Source organism: Bordetella genomosp. 12 (genome assembly GCF_002261355.1).
Taxonomy (GTDB): domain Bacteria; phylum Pseudomonadota; class Gammaproteobacteria; order Burkholderiales; family Burkholderiaceae_B; genus Bordetella.
On sequence record NZ_NEVU01000003.1, the window covers coordinates 448,697 to 466,605 of the forward strand.

Sequence of the window (17,909 nt, forward strand, 5' to 3'; positions counted from 1 at the left end):
TGCGGCCCCGTCTACGCCACGGCCCGTTCCGATTCCCCTTCCGTTCAGCCAGCTGCAGGACAAATTGGTATACGCTCGCGCCTCCATGGGATGTTCGCGATGAAGCGTCATCAGTTTTTTTACGCAAATAACCGCAATGCCCCCTTGCGCGCCAGTTCAAATTGCTGTTTAAATTTGGCCCGTAAGCCCATAATTCACTTGGTTTTTTTCTAGTCTTATCCTAGACGTGACCGGGTTGTACTTTCATACAGACAGATAAGGCCTGTAATCATGGCATTTCCCTGGATACGCGCGGTCGCATCGGCACTCGCCCCTCTGGCGCTGGCCGTCGCGACCCTGCACTCGGCTAGCGCCCTGGCGGCCAAGCCGGCGGATCCCTGCAAGACCAACGCCAAGTCGGCCGAGTGCAAGGCGGCCAAGAAAAAGGCCGCGAGCGCCAAGTCCACCGGCAAGACCAGCGCCAGCAAGAGCACCAGCAGCGCCAAAAAGACGACCAGCAAGGCCAGCAGCACGAAAGCCGCCAGCAGCAAAACGGCCACCAAGACGGCCACCAAGAATTCCACGCAGGCGCAGAAAAAGAGCGCCGCCAAGACCGCTTCCAGCAAAAAGACGACCACCCGCGCCAAGGCCCGCGCCGTGAGCAGCGCGGCCCTGCCGGCCGCGGCGGCCTCGCCCGCCGCCGAGGCGCGCGCGCTGCGCTCGTCCACGGCGTATGTCCAGGATCTCGAAACCTCGACGGTGCTGTTCGCCAAGAACGAAAACGTCGTGCGCCCCATCGCCTCCATCTCCAAGCTCATGACCGCGCTGGTCGTGGTGGACGCCAATCAGCCGATGAACGAGATCATCGAGGTCACCGACGAGGACGTCGATACGCTCAAGCACACGACCTCGCGCCTGCGCGTGGGCACGCGCCTGTCGCGCGGCGACATGCTCCACCTGGCGCTGATGTCCTCCGAGAACCGTGCGGCCCACGCGCTGGGCCGCAACTATCCTGGCGGCCTGAGCGCCTTTGTGCAGGCCATGAACGCCAAGGCCCGTTCGCTGGGCATGCTCAACACGCATTTCATCGAGCCGACCGGCCTGTCGAGCGAAAACGTCTCCTCGCCCCATGATCTGGCCCGCCTGTTGCGCGCCGCCGCGCAGCGCCCCCTGATCCACCGCTACTCCACCGATACCGAGTACGACGTCGAGATCAACAAGCGCACGCAGACCTTCCGCAATACCAACCTGCTGGTGCGCAAGCCGGATTGGGATATCAAGGTCTCCAAGACGGGCTTCATCAACGAGGCGGGCGAGTGCCTGGTCATGCTGGCACGCATCAATGGGCGTGACATGGCCATCGTGCTGCTCGATTCGCAAGGCAAGTTTTCGCGTATCGGCGATGCCGTGCGCATCCGCCGCATTCTGCAAAGCGACGTGGCGATGCTCTGATCGGCATCTGCCCCAAAGGCCGCGTAAGCGGCCTTTTTTTCGCCCGTCCGCAAGCGCGGCCAACCCGGGCCGCGCCGTCACGGCGGGCGAATCAGGCCGGCTCGGGAAAAAGGTCGTAGCAATGCGCAGGCAGGCCCTCGAGCACGGCGGCCGCGTCCAGCGAGGCAATGGGCACCCGGGCATCCCGCGGGATGCGACCCTCAAGCTGCAAGAGCTGATAGCGCAGGCAGCACACCCTCAGGAAGGATGTGAAATTGACCACCTCGCCGCGATAGGCCATGAGCTCGTCATATAGCTTTTCGATCAATTGATTGACACGCAGGCCGTCGCGTTGCGCCAGCTCCTGCAGCACGGCCCAGAACAGCTTCTCCAGCCTGACGCTGGTCGCCACGCCATGCAGCCGCAACGAGCGGCTTTCGGTGGCATAGGATTGCGCGTTGGCGCGTATGAAAATCTCGCACATGGCCCCCTCCTCGATGGCCCACTGTACGGTCTGGCCGGTGCAGGCGGCAAGCGCCGCCCGCGCCGCCGCGGGCTTCAGTGCGAAATCCGGGTACCCAACACGGCCAGAAACTGAGCCAGCCAGGCCGGATGCGCCGGCCAGGCTGGCGCGGTCACCAAATGGCCATCGGTATGGGCCTGGTCGATGCCGATGTCGGCGTAGGTGCCGCCGGCCAGCCGCACTTCGGGAGCGCAGGCCGGATAGGCCGAGCAGGTGCGGCCTTCGAGAATGCCTGCCGCGGCCAGCAATTGCGCGCCATGGCAGACCGCCGCGATGGGTTTACGCGCCGCATCGAAATCACGCACGATCTGCAGCACCCTGGCGTCGAGCCGGAGATACTCGGGCGCCCGCCCGCCGGGGATGACCAGACCGTCGTAGTGCTGCGCCTGGACGCCGGCGAAATCGTGGTTGAGCGTGAAATTGTGCCCGCGCTTTTCGCTGTAGGTTTGCGCGCCTTCGAAATCATGGATGGCCGTGGCGATCGTATCGCCCGCCTTTTTATCGGGGCAGACGGCATGAACCACATGGCCCACCGCCAGCAGCGCCTGAAAGGGCACCATGGTTTCGTAGTCTTCGGCGTAATCGCCGACCAGCATCAAGAGCTTTTTGCTCATTGTCGTCTCCTGTCCCGGCTCAGGCGTGGCGGGTGCGCCTATTGTGGCGCGGCCGGGCAGGATCGGGGTGGTACAGGATTACCGCGTCACTCCAGACCCACGCTGACAGCCTGAGCACCCAGGAGCTGCGTGAGCACGGCCGGGGCGAGACCCACCAGATAGCCGCGCCGGCCGCCGTTGATATAGACCTCGGGAAAGGCAAGGATGCTGTCCTCGACATAAACCGGCATGCGCTTGCGAGTGCCGAAGGGCGAGGTGCCGCCCACCTGGTAGCCCGAATGCCGCTGCGCCACCTCGGGCTGGCAAGGGGCGACTTTCTTCAGGCCCGCCTGCCGCGCGAGATTCTTGGTCGAGACCTCGCGGTCTCCATGCATGATGACCACCAGCGGCCGGGCGGCCTCGTCTTCCATGATGAGCGTTTTGACCACGGCGTGCGGGTCCAGGCCCAATTGCCGCGCCGCCTCGCCGGCGCCGCCGTGATCGACGTAATCGTAGGTGTGCTCGGTGAACGCCACCTTGTGCTGCTTGAGAAACTGGGTGGCGGGCGTCTCGGAAACGTGGCGGGATTTGCTCATGGGTGACAGGCGGCTAGGCGCGCGGGTGATGAACGGCGTGCAGCGACTTCAAGCGCTCGCGCGCCACATGGGTGTAGATCTGGGTCGTGGAGATATCGGCGTGCCCCAGCAGCAATTGCACCACGCGCAGATCCGCGCCGTGGTTGAGCAAATGGGTGGCAAAGGCGTGCCGCAGGGTATGCGGTGACAGGGGAGCCTGGACATCGGCAAGCCGGGCGTACTTTTTGACCAATTGCCAGAAAGCCTGGCGCGACATGGCTTGCGCGCGGCTGGTGACAAAGAGCGCATCGGCCATGCGCGGGCCGGCCAGCTCCAGGCGTGCTTGGTCCAGATAGCGCTGCAACCAATGCGCGGCCTCGGCGCCCAGCGGCACCAGGCGGTCCTTGCCGCCCTTGCCCTGCACCACCCGCAACACGCCATCGCTCAGGCTGACATCCAGCGTCTTCAGGCCTACCAGCTCCGAGACCCGCAATCCGGTGGCATACAGCGTCTCCAGCATGGCGCGGTCGCGCAGCCCCCGGGCAGTGTCCAGGTCAGGCGCGGCCAGCAAGGCTTCGACCTGGGCTTCGGACAAGGTTTTGGGCACGCGCAGCGGCTGCTTGGCCGCTTCCAGCGTCAGGCAGGGGTCGGCGGCGGCACGCTTCTCGCGCAACGCCCAGGCGTAGAAGCGGCGTAATGTCGCCAGCCTGCGGTTGGCCGTGGTGGGGCGGCTTTCTTCGTGCCGTTGCGCAAACCAGGCTTCGATGTCGGCGCTGCCGGCCGCGCATAGCTCGCCGCCGGTCGAAAGCCCCGAGGCGGGCGACTGCAGCCAGTGCGCAAACGCGCTCAGGTCGCGCCGGTAGGCGGCCAGGGTGTTGGCCGCCAGGCCGTCCTCGAGCCAGATGGCATCGATGAAGGCGTCGATGTCGGGCTGAGAGACGAGTGCGGGCGATTCGGGCATGGCGGACAAGGAAGGAGGCACTCCATTTTAGGGGTTGCGCAGCGCCTCGCGCGCGGCCGTGGCCTTGAGCCAGACCTCGAAAGCCTTGAGTGCGCCCGAACGCTCGCTGTGCTGCGGGTAGCCAAAGTAATAACCCTGGCTGACCTGCAGCGCCTGCGGCGCGGGCATGACCAGGGTGCCGGCCTCCAGGGCCGGCTGGGCCAGAAAACGGGGCATCAGGCCCACACCCAAGCCTGCCTGCACGGCGGCCATCACCATGGTGAACAGCTCGTAACGCGGCCCGCCGGCTGCCTGGGGACCATAGACCTGGCCGGTGGCGCCGTACCATTGCCGCCAGGCGTCGGGGCGCGACGCCAGGTGCAAGTGCGTCATGGCCGACAAGGCGCAAGCGCCCGGCTCGCGCGTCTGCTCGGCCAGGCCGGGCGCGCAGACGGTCACGAGTTCGCGCTCAGGAAACAGCAGCACGCCCTTGGTGCCGGGCCAGATGCCGTCGCCATGATAGAGGGCGCCGTCGAAGGGATGGTCCTTGAACTGGAACGGCAGCGTGCGCACCGACAGGCTGACGGATATGTCGGCATGCGCCTGCTGGAAATCCGCCAGCCGCGGGATCAGCCAGGTGGTGGCCAAGGTGGGGACGACGGCGATATGGATGCTGCGCCCCATTCCCGTGCGGCTGACCAGACCGAAGGTGTCCTTCTCGATCTGATCCAGATGGTGGCGGATGCGCCCGGCGTACTCCGCCCCCTGATCGGTCAGGACGATGCGCCGCCTGACGCGGGTGAACAGCTGCACCCCCAGGCGCGACTCCAGGCTGGCCACCTGGCGATACACCGCGCTGTGGGTCAGGGACAGCTCCTCGGCGGCGCGCGAAAAGCTGCCCAGACGCGCCGAGGCTTCGAAGGCCTGCAGCGCGCTCAGATTGGGGATGCCGTTTCTCATAATCGATGATCCATACTGCGTGTCACTCCGGGCAGACCCGGCTAGGCGCGGCGCCCGCGGGCCGATAGGCTTACCCCGGCCCGCCGCAAGACGGACCCATGCTGCGATGCAGCACTGCGGTCAAGTGCCGGCAGCTCACTATCATGTGCAATTTTATCAATTGCTTTGTGCAAGTCTGGAACATTATTCTGGCGCGATATTCCCGGTAAACCCATCTATGAACACCCAATCCTCCGCGACCTCCTCCTCCTCCGGCAAAGGCCCCCGCATGGGCGGCCACATTCTGGTCGACCAGTTGGCCGCCCATGGCGTCAAGCATGTCTTCTGTGTGCCGGGCGAAAGCTACCTGGCCGTGCTCGACGGCCTGCATGACGCCAGCATCGAAGTCACCGTCTGCCGCCAGGAAGGCGGCGCGGCCATGATGGCCGACGCGCATGGCAAGCTGACCGGCGAGCCTGGCATCTGCATGGTCACCCGCGGCCCGGGCGCCTCCAATGCCCTGGCCGGCGTGCACATCGCCAAGCAGGATTCGACGCCGCTGATTCTGTTTGTCGGCCAGATCGAACGCGGCATGCGCGAGCGCGAAGCCTTCCAGGAGATGGATTACCGCGCGGTCTTTGGCACGCAGGCCAAATGGGTCACCGAGATCGACCAGGTCGAACGCATTCCGGAACTGATTTCACGCGCCTTCCACGTCGCCACTTCGGGCCGCCCCGGGCCGGTCGTCATTGCCCTGCCCGAAGACATGCTGGTCGAAATGGCCGACGTGCCGGATGCGCCGCACTACGAAGTCATCGATGCCGCGCCCGCCACCGGTCAGATGCAAACCCTGGCGCAGATGCTGGCCAGCGCCCGCAAGCCGGTCGCCATCCTGGGCGGCACCCGCTGGGATGCCGAAGCCGTCGGGCGGTTTGCCGACTTTGCCGGCGCGCATGCGCTGCCGGTGGGGGTGTCCTTCCGCCGCCAGATGCTGTTTCCCGCCGATCATCCCTGCTATATCGGCGACGTGGGCCTGGGCATCAACCCGGCGCTGCTGGCTCGCGTGCGCGAAGCCGACCTCATCGTGCTGGTCGGTGGCCGCATGTCGGAAAACCCCAGCCAGGCGTACACCTTGCTCGACATCCCGGTGCCGCGCCAACAACTCGTGCACGTGCATCCGGACAGCGCCGAGCTGGCCCGCGTGTACCGCCCCAATCTGGCCATCAATGTCTCGCCGGCCGCATTCTGCGCCGCGCTGAGCGAAATTCCCGCTCCGCAGACGACGCCGGTCTGGGCCGCGGACACCGAAGCCATGCGCCAGAACTATCTGGCCTGGAGCGACCCCAGTAAAGTCAAAACGCCGGGCAAGCTGCAGATGGGCGAAGTCATGAGCTATCTGGAAGACAAGCTGCCGGCCGACGCCATCATGACCAACGGCGCCGGCAATTACGCCACCTGGCTGCATCGTTTCCATCGGCATACCCGCTATGCGACCCAGTTGGCCCCGACCTCGGGCTCCATGGGCTATGGCCTGCCCGCGGCGGTCGGCGCCAAGCGTGTGTGGCCGGAAAAAACCGTGATCTGCTTTGCCGGCGACGGCTGCTTTCTCATGCACGGCCAGGAATTCGCCACGGCGGTGCAATACGATCTGCCCATCATCGTCGTGCTGGTGGACAACGGCATGTACGGCACCATCCGCATGCACCAGGAAAAACACTATCCGGGCCGCGTGTCGGCCACGCAACTGAAGAACCCCGATTTCGCCGACTATGCCCGCGCCTTTGGCGGACATGGCGAACGCGTGGAGACGAGCGCCGAATTCGGCCCCGCCTTCGAACGCGCGCTGGCCAGCGGCAAGCCCGCCATCCTGCACTGCCTGATCGACCCCGAGACCATCTCGCCGTCGACCACCCTTGAGAAGATTCGCGCCGCCGCGTTGCAGGCCCAAGCCTGAGCGCGCCCGCCGATTTATATTTAAACTTAAAGCATCCATACACTGGAGTACCGCATGTCCGCTACGCCCTCGTTTAACTGGGAAGATCCGCTGTTGCTGGATCAGCAACTGACCGAAGAAGAGCGCATGGTGCGCGACGCCGCGCAAGCTTACGCGCAGGACAAGCTCGCCACGCGCGTGCTGGAAGCCTTTCGCCACGAGAAAACCGATCCGGCGATCTTCGCCGAAATGGGCGAACTCGGCCTGCTGGGCGCGACCATTCCCGTCGAGTACGGCGGCGCTGGCCTGAACTACGTCAGCTACGGCCTGATCGCACGTGAAGTCGAACGCGTGGACTCCGGCTACCGTTCGATGATGAGCGTGCAGTCGTCGCTGGTCATGGTGCCGATCAATGAGTTCGGCAGCGAAGAACAAAAGCGCAAGTATCTGCCCAAGCTGGCAGCCGGCGAGTGGATCGGCTGCTTCGGCCTGACCGAACCCAACCACGGTTCGGACCCCGCTGGCATGGAAACCCGCGCCGTCAAGGTCGATGGGGGCTACAAGGTCAGCGGCGCCAAGATGTGGATCACCAATTCGCCCATCGCCGATGTCTTCGTGGTGTGGGCCAAGTGCGTGGGCGGCGAATTCGACGGCAAGATCCGCGGCTTCATCCTTGAAAAGGGCATGAAGGGCCTGTCGGCACCGGCCATCCACGGCAAGGTCGGTCTGCGCGCCTCGATCACTGGCGAAATCGTCATGGACGAAGTCGAGATCAGCGACGCGCAGATGATGCCCGGTGTTTCGGGTCTGCGCGGCCCCTTCACCTGCCTGAACTCGGCACGCTTCGGCATCGCCTGGGGCGCGCTCGGCGCGGCCGAGGCCTGCTGGCACACCGCGCGCCAGTACACGCTGGACCGCAAGCAGTTCGGCCGCCCCCTGGCCGCCAACCAGCTGATCCAGAAGAAGCTGGCCGACATGCAAACCGAAATCACGCTGGCGCTGCAAGGCTGCCTGCGTCTGGGCCGCATGAAGGACGAAGGCACGGCCGCCGTGGAAATCACGTCCATCATGAAGCGCAACTCCTGCGGCAAGGCGCTGGACATCGCCCGCCTGGCGCGCGACATGCTCGGCGGCAACGGCATCTCCGATGAATTCGGCGTCGCCCGTCACCTGGTCAACCTCGAAGTGGTCAACACCTACGAAGGCACGCACGACGTGCACGCCCTCATTCTGGGCCGTGCCCAGACCGGCATCCAGTCTTTCTTCTAAGCCTGTCCGCCGCGGGCAAGTCCGCCAACCCCAGGCCTGCGCGCCTGGGGTTTTTTCTTGGCCGGCCGCCCTTGCTTCGGCGCGGGCGAAGCCCGTCTTTCCGCATTACTAATAGCCCAAGCCGCTGTCTCTGTTTAGGGTAGAGCCTGGTCCCGCAGAGGACCTGACTCACAATAATCGGAGACACCATGCAGACTTTCCGCCGTCTGGCCGCAATTGCGGCCGGCACGCTCGTGGCCGGGCTGAGCCTGGCCACAGCCACCGCCCAGGCCGCCGAGGCCGACTGGCCGCAACGCCCCGTCACCCTGTACCTCGGGTTTCCACCCGGCACGTCCACCGACATGGTGGCCCGCCTGCTGGGCGAACAGTTCAGCAAACGGTGGGGTCAGCCTGTCATCGTGGAGAACAAGCCGGGCGTGGGCGGCAGTCTGGGCGCGGCCACCGCCGCGCGCACGCCGCCCGACGGCTACACCCTGCTGCTCAGCGCCTCCGGCCCGATGAGCATCAATCCCCATGTCTACAAGAATGTGGGCTACGACAGCGCCACCAGCTTCGCGCCCATCACCCAGACGACCTGGCTGCCTTATGCGCTGGTCGTGCGGCCGGACTTCCCGGCCAAGAACCTGCAGGACCTCATTGCGCTGGCGCGCAGCCAACCCGGCAAGCTCACCTTCGCGAGCACCGGCGTGGGCACCAACAGCCATCTCATCATGGCGATCCTGCAGGCCAAGACCGGCATGAAGCTGACCCACGTGCCCTACAAAGGCAGCTCGCAGAGCCAGGCCGATGTGCTGGGGGGCAATGTAGACATGACCTTCGATACGCTGGCCTCGGAACTGCCCATGATCCAGAACAAGCGCCTTTTGCCGCTGGCGGTCAGCAAAGGCCAACGCACCGATCTGGCGCCCGACGTGCCCACGGTCGCCGAGCAGGGCTTTCCGAATTTCGAAGTGGGCGCCTGGCTGGGGCTGTTCGCGCCGGCCGGCACGCCGGACGCCGTGGTGCGCAAGGTTTTCGACACGACGCAGCAAGTCATGGCCGACCCGGCTGTCCGGCAGAAAATGATCACCCTGGGCTCGGAGGTGCGGCTGAGCCAGAGCCCGGAGGCCTTCGCCGCAATGATGCGCGATGACTATGCCATGTGGGGCAAGGTCGTCGAAGAAACTGGAGCGAAATCCCAATGAAGCAGATGGACCCCTCCACGGCCGAACGCGCGCCCGGAATCTCGGACAGCGAATGGAAGACCCGCGTGGATCTGGCCGCGTGCTACCGCCTGATTGCCCTGTTCGGCATGAGCGATCTGATCTACAACCACATCACGGCGCGCATTCCCGGCACCGAGAATGAATTGCTGATCAACCCGTATGGCCTGATGTATGAGGAGATCACGGCCTCGAGCCTGGTGCGCATCGACATCGACGGCAACGTGTTGCACAACCCCGACCCCGAGCTGGGTATCAACCAGGCCGGCTACGTCATCCACAGCGCCGTGCATGGCGCACGCCACGACGTGGCCTGCGTCATTCATACGCACACCCGCGCCGGCATGGCTGTCTCGGCCATGCAATGCGGCCTGCTGCCGCTGACACAGACGTCGATGCGTTTTGCCGATATCGCTTACCACGACTATGAAAGCGTGGCGATCGACCTGGACGAGCGCGCCCGGCTGGTGGCGGATCTGGGTCAGAAGGAGGCGATGATTCTGCGCAACCACGGCTTGCTGGTGGCCGGCGCGTCCATCGCCCAGGCCTTCAACAGCATGTATTGGCTGGAGATGGCCTGCAAGGCGCAGGTCGACGCCATGCACAGCGGCGTGGCCTTGCACACCCCTTCGCAAGCCGTGGTCGACCGCACCTGCCATCTGTACAAACCGACCACCCGCAGGCCGTTCGGCGAGATGGAGTGGCCCGCCATGCTGCGCCTGCTGGAGCGCCGCGACCCGGGCTTTCGCCATTGATGGCCGGCGCGGGCCGGCTCAGGCCTGCCCGCTCAGATCGAACAGGCTGGTGGCCTCGAGCTCCAGCACGACCTCGTCGTGCTGGTTGTAGATGAACCAGGTCCAGTTGATGATGCCGAGATCCTCGCGCGACGCCGAGGTGCGCGCCGCCTGCACGCGCGCGTGCAGCGTGAGCGTATCGCCCGGGCGAACCGGCACACGCCAACGTACCTCGCCCAGGCCCGGCGAGCCGAAGGACTCGGAATCGTGCAGCACCGTGTCCACGGCCATGCGCATGGCCAGCGCGCAAGTATGCCAGCCGCTGGCGATCAGGCCGCCCCAGCGGCCCTCCTGAGCGCGCTGCTCATCGACGTGAAACCATTGCGGGTCATACTTGCTCGCGAACTCGAGCACCTCTTCACGCGAGACCTTGACCGGCCCGCCCTTGATCACCATCCCCTGGCGCAGTTCGGCAAACTTCATGGCTTGTCCTGTAGAAAGCAGGCCCTGGTGCGGGCCTGCCCTAAAGCATATCGCGCCCGGGCCGGCGCGCGCGAGCCCGGCCGCGCTCAGATCTGCGCTTCGATGACGAAGGGGCCGTTGTGCTTGAGGCCGGCCAGCAGCGCCTGCGTGAACGCTTCGATGCTATCGACCCGCACGGCCTCCACCCCCATGCCGCGCGCCAGGCTGACCCAGTCCAGGCTGGGATCGACCAGATCCAGCATGCGCTGCGCATTGCGGCCCGGCTCCTGCACGCCCACATTGCGCATTTCGCCATGCAGCGTCTGGTAGCTGTTGTTGGCGTAGATGATGGTCAGGCAATTCAGGCGTTCGCGCGCCTGCGTCCACAAGGCCTGCACGGTGTACATGCCGCTGCCATCGGCCTGCATGGTGATCACCTTGCGGTCCGGGCAGGCGATGGCGGCGCCCGCCGCCATGGGCAGGCCGATGCCAATCGCGCCGCCGGTCAATTGCAGCCAATCGTGCGGCGCGGCATTGACGTTGTGCAAACCGATCTCGCGGCCCTGGGTGATGGACTCGTCGACGACGATGGCCTGCTCGGGCAGATGACGCATGGTGATCAGGTTGATCGCCGCGCTGGTGAGCTTGCCCGAGGTGGGCAACGGCTCGCGCCAGCCCGGGGCAGCCAATTGCGGCGCATCGGCCTTGATGCCCAGTTCCTCGGCCAGCCACTCCAGCGCTTGCGCCAGATCCTGCTCCTGCGTGGCCAGCGTCACGGCCTCGCAGCCCTGCGGCGCGAGCAGACTCGGTTTGCCGGGATAGGCGAAGAAGGCCACCGGCGCGCGCGCGCCCACCAGCACCAGATGGCGCACATCGGCCAGGAAGGCCAGCGCCATATCCACCGGATAGGGAAGGCGGTCGACCGGCACGCGGGTGACGCCGCGTTCGATACGGCGGTTGGAGGTCTCGCTGGCCAGACGCACGCCGGTCGCCTGGGCGATGCGGCCGGCCGCGGCCAGCGCGCGCCCGCGCAACGCCGTGCCGCCCAGCATCAGCATGGTGTGCTCGCCAGAACGGATGGCCGCGGCGGCGGCGCGAATCGCGGCGCCGTCGGGACGCGCCGGCGGCTCGATGCCGACGGGCACGGGCGCGGGCGTCTGCGCGGGCAGATCGGTCCAGGCGGCATCGGCCGGCAGAAACAGCGTGGCGACATTGCCGGGCGCCTGGCGTGCCACGCGGATGGCCTCGCTGGTGCGCGCGGCCACGGCGGCCGCGTTTTCGATGCGCCCGACCCAATGCGACATCGGCTTGGCCACGGCTTCGCCATCGCTGGTCAGCGGTGCATCGTATTGCACGTGATAGGTCGCGTGATCGCCCACCACGTTGACCATGGGCGTGCGGGCACGGCGGGCATTGTGCAGATTGGCCAGGCCGTTGCCCAGGCCCGGGCCCAGGTGCAGCAAGGTCGCCGCCGGCTTGTCCGCCATGCGGGCATAACCGTCCGCGGCGCCCGTGACCACGCCCTCGAACAACCCCAGCACACAACGCATGCGAGGCTTGCGGTCCAGCGCGGCCACAAAATGCATTTCCGAGGTGCCGGGGTTGGCAAAACAGACATCGATGTCGTTGGCAAGCAGGGTATCGCAGAGGCTGTCGGCGCCGTTCATGGTGTCTTTATCTGAGGAGGAAAAGATGGGCGGGCCAATCGGCTGTCCGCCCTTGCGCTGGACATGATAGGGACAGCCGGCGGGTGCGCCTAGGTCCATTTCAAAACCGCGTCATGGAACCACTCGGCCTGGCGGCCGCAAACCTAGGGTAGACCCGCATGAAGCCGGACAATTCGGGCTGTCAGTCGGACTGCGCCCAGCAACTGGGCGGCACTCCCTTGGCCTGACGAAACATCTTGCTGAAATGGCTCAGGCTGGAAAAGCCAATGGCCAGCGCCGTGTCGGTAACGCTGTGCCCGCTGGCCAGCATGGCGGCGGCGGCGTCCAGCCTGACCTGCAATAGATAGGCGTGCACCGAACGGCCCGCCACTGAACGGAAACCGGCCTTGAGGCGTTTTTCGCTCATGCCTACGGCCTGCGCCAGCCGCCGCACGCTCCAGTCTTCTTCGTAACGCGCCTCGATGAGATGGCGCGCGCGCGCCAGCAGGCGGCGCTCGCGCGGGTCGTCGGGCAGGTTGCCCACGCGATTGACCATGTCCAGCACCACGGCCAGCGCTTCCAGACCCTTGGCGCGCAGATACAGCCGCCGCGTCTGGGGATCGGCGTAAGGGCAGTCCACGACATCGGCGGCCAGCCGCAGCAATTGGGCCGGCGCGCGGAACCCGGCCATCAACGAGCCGCCGGCACTGCAGTCCTGCAGAAAATCGCCTTGCAGGGCCGCCAGCGGCCGTCCGCCGGCGCGCAGCAGTCCGGCCGGCGTGTAACGGATATCGATCAAGCGCACCCGCTGTCCGCCGGGCATGCGGAATCGCCCGCGCACCCATTGGTCACCCGTCTGTATGACCGCCATGCCCGGCCCCGCGTGCAGGGGTGGCCCGCCGTCGATGCTCATGTGGGCCTCGCCATCGAGAAAGACGGCGATGCACAGCATGGGCGGGCCCTCGGCCTGCACATCCAGCGACTGGGCCGGCATGCCGTGCCAGGCGGTGATGGTCAGTTCGTCATCCAGGCCGTCGATGCGCGACATGCTGGCCCAGTCGGTGGGCAGTCTGACATCGGGCAGCAGGGGATGCGCTTCATGAAAAGGCGCCGGGACGGATAAGGACATGGTGACCCCGAAAACGACAACCACGGCCCCGAAAGTGTTAGCGGCAGCCGCGACGAATGACAATAATTCTCATTAATCATTCTAACGAATAATACGAGGCCCTCATGAAACATCCGCAAGTCTCGCGCCTGGCGGCGCTGGCCCTGCTGTCGCTACCCGTCTCGGCCGCTCTGGCCGAGACCCCGGCCGAACTCGAGGCCGTCACGGTGACGGCGTCCAAACGGGACCAGAAACTCGACAGCATCAATGGCGCGGCTTACGTGCGCGGGGCGGACGAACTGGCCGCCAACCAGGTCGAAAATACACTGCAACTGGGGCGCGTACTGCCAGGCGTGCAATTTGCGCAAAGCGGATCTTTCCTATTTCCCATCATCTCGGTGCGCGGGGTGACCTCGGCGCAGGACTTCTACAACCCGGCGCTGACCGTCTACGTCGATGGCGTGCCGCAATTACCTGTGGCCGCCTCGCAACAGTTGCTCGACGTCGAACAGGTGGAACTGCTCAAGGGGCCGCAGTCGACCCTTTACGGCAGAAGCGCGTTGGGCGGCGTGCTGAACGTGGTGACCCGCCAACCCGACAATGACACGCATGTGCGCGCCTCGGCGGGCGTGTCCAGCCGCGACGGCTATATTTTCAAAGGGGGTGCCAGCGGCGCGCTGGTCAAGGACATGCTGTACGGCTCGGTCAGCGTGGCCACCTCCGACGCGCCGGGCCGCCTGGACAACCCCATCACCGGCAAGGACGGCGTGGGCGGCAGCAGCACCAACGCCGGCGCGGCCAAGCTGCGGCTGGCGCCGGCCGGCAGTCCCTGGGAGATCGGTCTGGCGGTCAGCGGCGAATGCACGCGCGCCAGCCAGGACGCCTATGTCCCCTTCGATGACCCGGGCGCCGGCCAGGCCTATGTGATGCCGGGCTTCCCGGCCGACAAAGCCGATTTCAAACAGCGCCGCTGCGGCGGCAGCCAGGCGCTCAACGCACAGTACGACTTCGATGGCTGGCGGCTGTCCGCGCTGGCGGCATGGCAACGCCTGCACTACAGCCGCGAGTATCCCATCGGGCCGTACTTCACCCAGCAACCCGAGCACTGGCGCCAACAAGTGCAGGAAATCCGCCTGGCCTCGACCGGCAAACGCACGGTCGACAGCGTGTTCGGCCTGTACCGCCAGCGCGTGACGCAATCGCGCGACTACATCAATGACCTGGTCGCGCCCATGGCCATCCAGGCGCTGAACACCCACTCCCGCAACACCAGCGAATCGCTGGCGGCCTACGCGGACCTGACCTGGCACGCCACCGAAGCGCTCGATCTGTCGGCCGGCCTGCGCTGGTCGCGCGACAAGACCACGATCGATTACAGCGGCCAGTCCCTGAACTACACGACCTTCGGGCAGGATCCCTTCGGCGGGCAGGACAGCACACGCGGCAATACCGTGCTGGGCCGCGTGTCGGCCGGCTACCGCCTCGATCAGGCCTGGCGCGTCTACGCCAATGCCTCGCAGGGCTATAAGCCCGCCGGCTTCAACCTCGCCCCCTCTTCGGCGGCCGATGCCCAGGCCTATGGCCGCGAGAAAGCGGTGAGCTATGAACTGGGCGCCCGTTACCAAGGCGACGCGCTGCGCGCCGGCATGGCGCTCTACCGCATCGACGTGCGCGACGCCCAACTCTATGTCAGCGACCAGATCGGCTACCAGCACCTGGAAAATGTCGGCAAGACGCGCTCGAGCGGGGTGGAGCTCGACGCCGCCTGGGACGTCAACGACATGTGGACGCTGGGCCTGCAAGGCAATTGGACCCGGGCGCGCTTCCGCTCGCTCACCCAATCCGCCTGCGCCGCATGCGACGACAATCGCGTGCCCTTCACGCCCGCCTATATGGTGGCTGCCAGCGCCCAGGCCAACATCGGCACAGCGGCCGGCATGCTGCGTCCGCGCGTGGAGGTGCGCCGCGTCGGATCACAGTACTTCGATATCGGCAATACCTTGCGTCAGGATGCCTACACCCTGATCAACGCCAGCCTGGCCTGGCAGCCGCGCAGCGGCGTCACGGTAACGGCCTATATCAACAACCTGACCGACAAGCGTTACCGCACTTACGCCTTCGCCGGCGGTACGCTGGGTAATTACGCCCTCGTGGATCCGGGCCGCACGGTGGGCGTGAATGTCGCGTACGAATACTGACGCGCAAGGTGCGGTCCTGGCCGCCATTGGCGGCGTCTACGCGGCCCAGGGCCTGGTGGGCGGCATCACGTTGCAGGGCATGCCTGCCGTGTTGCGCGCCAGCGGCGCCGAATTAGGCCAGATCGGCCTGATGTCGCTGGCCATCCTGCCCTGGGCGCTGAAGTTCCTCTGGGCGCCTGCGCTGGAGCGGGCCCGGCTGCCGGCTGGCGGCGGGCCGCGCCGCACCCGGGCCATCGTGCTGACCTGCCAGGCGGGCATGCTGGCGCTACTGCTGGCGCTGGCCGCTCACGGTCAGCCCAGCGTGCCCGCCCTGCTGCTGATGCTCAGCCTCCTGGCCGTACTGGCCTCCAGCGCAGACATCGCCTGCGACGCCTATGCGGTGGAGCAGTTGCAACCGGCCCGGCGCGGCTGGGGCAATGCCGCTCAGGTCGGCGGCAGTTATCTCGGCATGTTCGCCGGCGCGGGCCTGTTTCTGCTGTTGCGGGCCCAATATGGCTGGACGGTGGCGCTGGCCGGCATGGCCGCCTTGCTCCTGCTGCTCAGCCTGCCCTTTACGCGCGCGCCCGAACCCATGGCGCGGCCCGCCCAAGCGCACCGGCCCAGCCTGGCCGCCGCCTGGCGCCGGCCGCAAGTCCGTGGCGGTCTGCTCATCACGGTGCTGTTTCAATCCGGCTCGCGCCTGGTCATGACCCTGAGCGGCCCCCTGCTGCTGGATCGCGGCGTGGCGCTGTCGACCGTGGGCTGGCTCAGCGGCGCGGGCGGCGTGGCCGCCGGCCTGGCCGGCACAGGGCTGGGCGTCTGGCTGCAAGGACATTGCCGCAATGCCCTGCCCCTCGGTCTCGCGCTGCAGGCGCTTGGGCTGGCCGCCATCGCCGCAGCCGTGCTGGCCGGCGGCGGCGCAATGCTGCTGATGGCCCTGCTGCTGGTGCAAACCGCGCTGGCGGCGGCCGGTTTTGTCGTGCTCTATGCCTATCTGATGGGCCAGGCTTCGCCCTTGCAGGCGGGCGTGGACTTCACGCTTTTCCAATGCGCCGATGCGGCCATCGCCGCGCTGGCCGGCGTGACCGGCGCGGCCCTGGCCCAGGCCCTGGGCTACGGCCCCGGCTATGTATTCGCCGCCGCGTGGACGCTGGCGGCCTGCTGCGCCCTGCCGCGCGTGGCCAGACATTTTTCTCAAGGAGATCTCGTTTGACAAATCAAGCCCCTTTAGCGGTCATCGCCGGCGCCGGCGTAGCCGGCCTGTCGCAAGCCTGGTGGCTGACGCGGGCTGGCTGGCGCGTCGTCCTGGCCGAGCGTGCGGCGCATCTGCGCGACGGCGGCTACATGATGGGGCTTTCCGGCCCCGGTCTGCACACCGCGCGCAGCATGGGTTTGGTGCCGGCCCTGCGCGCCGTCGAACACGACATCGGCGAAAACGTCTACCGCGACCGCGCCGGGCGCGAAATCATGCGCATCCGCTATCGCGATCTGCTGGAGCAATTGGATTGGATCACGCTGCGCCGTAGCGATCTGGTGCGTGTGCTGCACGAGGCGACCCGCGATCACTGCGATCTGCGCCTGTCCTGCACCGTGGCGCAGTGGCAGGACGACGGCAATCAAGTAGCGGTCACCCTCTCCGACGGCAGCCAATGGCAGGCCGACCTGCTCATCGGCGCCGATGGCGTGCACTCGACGCTACGCGCAGGGGCCTTCGACGCCCGCTACGAAGCGTTGGGCTATCGCTATGCCGCCTACGATGTGGCCGACTCGCTGGGTCTGTCGCCCGACTTCGTCTCCTATGCCGCGGTCGGCCAGCAGGTCGAGTACCACGGCCTGGGGCAAGAGCGCCTGGCCGTGCTGCACGTCTGGCGCAGCGCAGAGAGCGGGCTGGTGCCCGCGTCACAGCGCCGGGCGCTGCTGCAGGAGCTGGCCGGACACACCCACCCGCAGGTGCGCCGCGTGCTGGACAGCCTGCCCGCGGACGCGCCCATCGTGATGGACGATCTGGCCATGATAGACATGCCGAGCTGGCACCGGGGCCGCGTGCTTCTGGCCGGTGATGCGGCGCATAGCCTGTCGCTGATTTCCGGCCAGGGTGCGGGCATGGCCATGGCCTCGGCGGCCGTATTGGCCCAGGAGCTGCAGCGCCAGCCGGTGGCTGGCGCGCTGCAGGCCCACGACGCACGGCTGCGGCCCATCATCGTGCAGTTGCAAGCCCGCAGCCGCAAGCTCGCGCCGATGTATGTGCCCGCCGCGCCGTGGAGCTTCCGCCTGCGCAACACCGCCATGCGCTATCTGCCCAAGCTGGTGCTCAAGCGCTACTTTCTCAGTGGACTCAAATCAGAGGCCGAAGCCGCGCGGGCCTTGGCCTGACCCGAGCGCGCGCGCCCTGGGCCGG

The 17,909-nt window shown here is 66.6% G+C and carries 16 protein-coding genes; 8 read left to right on the forward strand and 8 right to left on the reverse strand.

What is annotated here, in order from left to right:
- The first annotated feature begins 270 nt into the window (after positions 1–270).
- Entirely contained in the window at positions 271–1,431 is a 1,161-nt protein-coding gene (pbpG, locus tag CAL22_RS14160; protein WP_167383644.1) for a D-alanyl-D-alanine endopeptidase, read from the forward strand.
- Positions 1,432–1,522: 91 nt separating this feature from the next.
- Here the strand turns inward: pbpG and CAL22_RS14165 are convergent, their stop codons facing one another.
- From CAL22_RS14165 to CAL22_RS14185, 5 genes are all read right to left on the reverse strand, one after another.
- Positions 1,523–1,894, reverse strand: coding sequence for a ribbon-helix-helix domain-containing protein (locus CAL22_RS14165; protein WP_094814319.1), 372 nt, complete (start codon positions 1,892–1,894; stop codon positions 1,523–1,525).
- A 74-nt stretch (positions 1,895–1,968) separates the two neighbouring features.
- On the reverse strand, positions 1,969–2,547 hold the full coding sequence (locus CAL22_RS14170) for a DJ-1/PfpI family protein (protein ID WP_094814321.1): 579 nt from the start codon (positions 2,545–2,547) through the stop codon (positions 1,969–1,971).
- A gap of 86 nt (positions 2,548–2,633) precedes the next feature.
- Complete coding sequence (gene ybaK, locus CAL22_RS14175) at positions 2,634–3,122, reverse strand: Cys-tRNA(Pro) deacylase (RefSeq protein ID WP_094814323.1); 489 nt, start codon at positions 3,120–3,122, stop codon at positions 2,634–2,636.
- 13 nt (positions 3,123–3,135) lie between these two features.
- Positions 3,136–4,062: a site-specific tyrosine recombinase XerD gene (xerD, locus tag CAL22_RS14180; RefSeq protein WP_094814325.1), complete on the reverse strand. Its 927-nt coding sequence runs from the start codon at positions 4,060–4,062 to the stop codon at positions 3,136–3,138.
- Positions 4,063–4,089: 27 nt separating this feature from the next.
- Positions 4,090–5,001: a LysR substrate-binding domain-containing protein gene (locus CAL22_RS14185; RefSeq protein WP_094814327.1), complete on the reverse strand. Its 912-nt coding sequence runs from the start codon at positions 4,999–5,001 to the stop codon at positions 4,090–4,092.
- 268 nt (positions 5,002–5,269) lie between these two features.
- Between CAL22_RS14185 and CAL22_RS14190 the strand changes: the two genes are divergently transcribed.
- From CAL22_RS14190 to CAL22_RS14205, 4 genes are all read left to right on the forward strand, one after another.
- Entirely contained in the window at positions 5,270–6,934 is a 1,665-nt protein-coding gene (locus tag CAL22_RS14190; RefSeq protein ID WP_167383710.1) for a thiamine pyrophosphate-binding protein, read from the forward strand.
- A 54-nt stretch (positions 6,935–6,988) separates the two neighbouring features.
- A complete protein-coding gene (locus tag CAL22_RS14195; RefSeq protein ID WP_094814331.1) occupies positions 6,989–8,182 on the forward strand; it encodes an acyl-CoA dehydrogenase in 1,194 nt (397 codons plus the stop codon).
- Positions 8,183–8,370: 188 nt separating this feature from the next.
- Positions 8,371–9,366: a Bug family tripartite tricarboxylate transporter substrate binding protein gene (locus CAL22_RS14200; RefSeq protein ID WP_094814333.1), complete on the forward strand. Its 996-nt coding sequence runs from the start codon at positions 8,371–8,373 to the stop codon at positions 9,364–9,366.
- Positions 9,363–10,139 (forward strand): class II aldolase/adducin family protein, encoded by a 777-nt coding sequence (locus CAL22_RS14205; protein WP_094814335.1) that lies wholly within the window; start codon positions 9,363–9,365, stop codon positions 10,137–10,139. The genes CAL22_RS14200 and CAL22_RS14205 overlap by 4 nt, the downstream gene beginning before the upstream one ends.
- 18 nt (positions 10,140–10,157) lie before the next feature.
- On the opposite strand, the gene CAL22_RS14210 is transcribed toward CAL22_RS14205, so the two are convergent.
- From CAL22_RS14210 to CAL22_RS14220, 3 genes are all read right to left on the reverse strand, one after another.
- Complete coding sequence (locus tag CAL22_RS14210) at positions 10,158–10,601, reverse strand: MaoC family dehydratase (RefSeq protein ID WP_094814337.1); 444 nt, start codon at positions 10,599–10,601, stop codon at positions 10,158–10,160.
- A gap of 86 nt (positions 10,602–10,687) precedes the next feature.
- The gene (locus CAL22_RS14215) at positions 10,688–12,247 is read right to left on the reverse strand and encodes an acetolactate synthase large subunit (protein ID WP_094814339.1); all 1,560 of its coding nucleotides are present in this window, start codon (positions 12,245–12,247) and stop codon (positions 10,688–10,690) included.
- Between the two features lie 181 nt (positions 12,248–12,428).
- Positions 12,429–13,355, reverse strand: coding sequence for a helix-turn-helix transcriptional regulator (locus CAL22_RS14220; RefSeq protein ID WP_094816619.1), 927 nt, complete (start codon positions 13,353–13,355; stop codon positions 12,429–12,431).
- A gap of 104 nt (positions 13,356–13,459) precedes the next feature.
- On the opposite strand from CAL22_RS14220, the gene CAL22_RS14225 reads away from it, so the two are divergent.
- The 3 genes from CAL22_RS14225 to CAL22_RS14230 are packed head-to-tail and all read left to right on the forward strand — an operon-like array spanning position 13,460 to position 17,884.
- Positions 13,460–15,532 carry a TonB-dependent receptor gene (locus CAL22_RS14225; protein WP_094814341.1) on the forward strand — a complete coding sequence of 691 codons (2,073 nt, stop codon included), beginning with the start codon at positions 13,460–13,462 and terminating at the stop codon, positions 15,530–15,532.
- Positions 15,513–16,724: an MFS transporter gene (locus CAL22_RS21340; RefSeq protein WP_143276976.1), complete on the forward strand. Its 1,212-nt coding sequence runs from the start codon at positions 15,513–15,515 to the stop codon at positions 16,722–16,724. The genes CAL22_RS14225 and CAL22_RS21340 overlap by 20 nt, the downstream gene beginning before the upstream one ends.
- Positions 16,721–17,884, forward strand: a complete 1,164-nt coding sequence (locus CAL22_RS14230; RefSeq protein ID WP_244193896.1) for an FAD-dependent monooxygenase — start codon at positions 16,721–16,723, stop codon at positions 17,882–17,884. The genes CAL22_RS21340 and CAL22_RS14230 overlap by 4 nt, the downstream gene beginning before the upstream one ends.
- Positions 17,885–17,909 lie beyond the last annotated feature (25 nt).

Excerpts from the sequence above, each read along its gene's own strand:
- pbpG (WP_167383644.1), top strand. The coding sequence starts at position 271 with ATGGCATTTCCCTGGATACGCGCGGTCGCATCGGCACTCGCCCCTCTG.
- CAL22_RS14165 (WP_094814319.1), bottom strand. The coding sequence starts at position 1,894 with ATGTGCGAGATTTTCATACGCGCCAACGCGCAATCCTATGCCACCGAA.
- CAL22_RS14170 (WP_094814321.1), bottom strand. The coding sequence starts at position 2,547 with ATGAGCAAAAAGCTCTTGATGCTGGTCGGCGATTACGCCGAAGACTAC.
- ybaK (WP_094814323.1), bottom strand. The coding sequence starts at position 3,122 with ATGAGCAAATCCCGCCACGTTTCCGAGACGCCCGCCACCCAGTTTCTC.
- xerD (WP_094814325.1), bottom strand. The coding sequence starts at position 4,062 with ATGCCCGAATCGCCCGCACTCGTCTCTCAGCCCGACATCGACGCCTTC.
- CAL22_RS14185 (WP_094814327.1), bottom strand. The coding sequence starts at position 5,001 with ATGAGAAACGGCATCCCCAATCTGAGCGCGCTGCAGGCCTTCGAAGCC.
- CAL22_RS14190 (WP_167383710.1), top strand. The coding sequence starts at position 5,270 with ATGGGCGGCCACATTCTGGTCGACCAGTTGGCCGCCCATGGCGTCAAG.
- CAL22_RS14195 (WP_094814331.1), top strand. The coding sequence starts at position 6,989 with ATGTCCGCTACGCCCTCGTTTAACTGGGAAGATCCGCTGTTGCTGGAT.
- CAL22_RS14200 (WP_094814333.1), top strand. The coding sequence starts at position 8,371 with ATGCAGACTTTCCGCCGTCTGGCCGCAATTGCGGCCGGCACGCTCGTG.
- CAL22_RS14205 (WP_094814335.1), top strand. The coding sequence starts at position 9,363 with ATGAAGCAGATGGACCCCTCCACGGCCGAACGCGCGCCCGGAATCTCG.
- CAL22_RS14210 (WP_094814337.1), bottom strand. The coding sequence starts at position 10,601 with ATGAAGTTTGCCGAACTGCGCCAGGGGATGGTGATCAAGGGCGGGCCG.
- CAL22_RS14215 (WP_094814339.1), bottom strand. The coding sequence starts at position 12,247 with ATGAACGGCGCCGACAGCCTCTGCGATACCCTGCTTGCCAACGACATC.
- CAL22_RS14220 (WP_094816619.1), bottom strand. The coding sequence starts at position 13,355 with ATGTCCTTATCCGTCCCGGCGCCTTTTCATGAAGCGCATCCCCTGCTG.
- CAL22_RS14225 (WP_094814341.1), top strand. The coding sequence starts at position 13,460 with ATGAAACATCCGCAAGTCTCGCGCCTGGCGGCGCTGGCCCTGCTGTCG.
- CAL22_RS21340 (WP_143276976.1), top strand. The coding sequence starts at position 15,513 with ATGTCGCGTACGAATACTGACGCGCAAGGTGCGGTCCTGGCCGCCATT.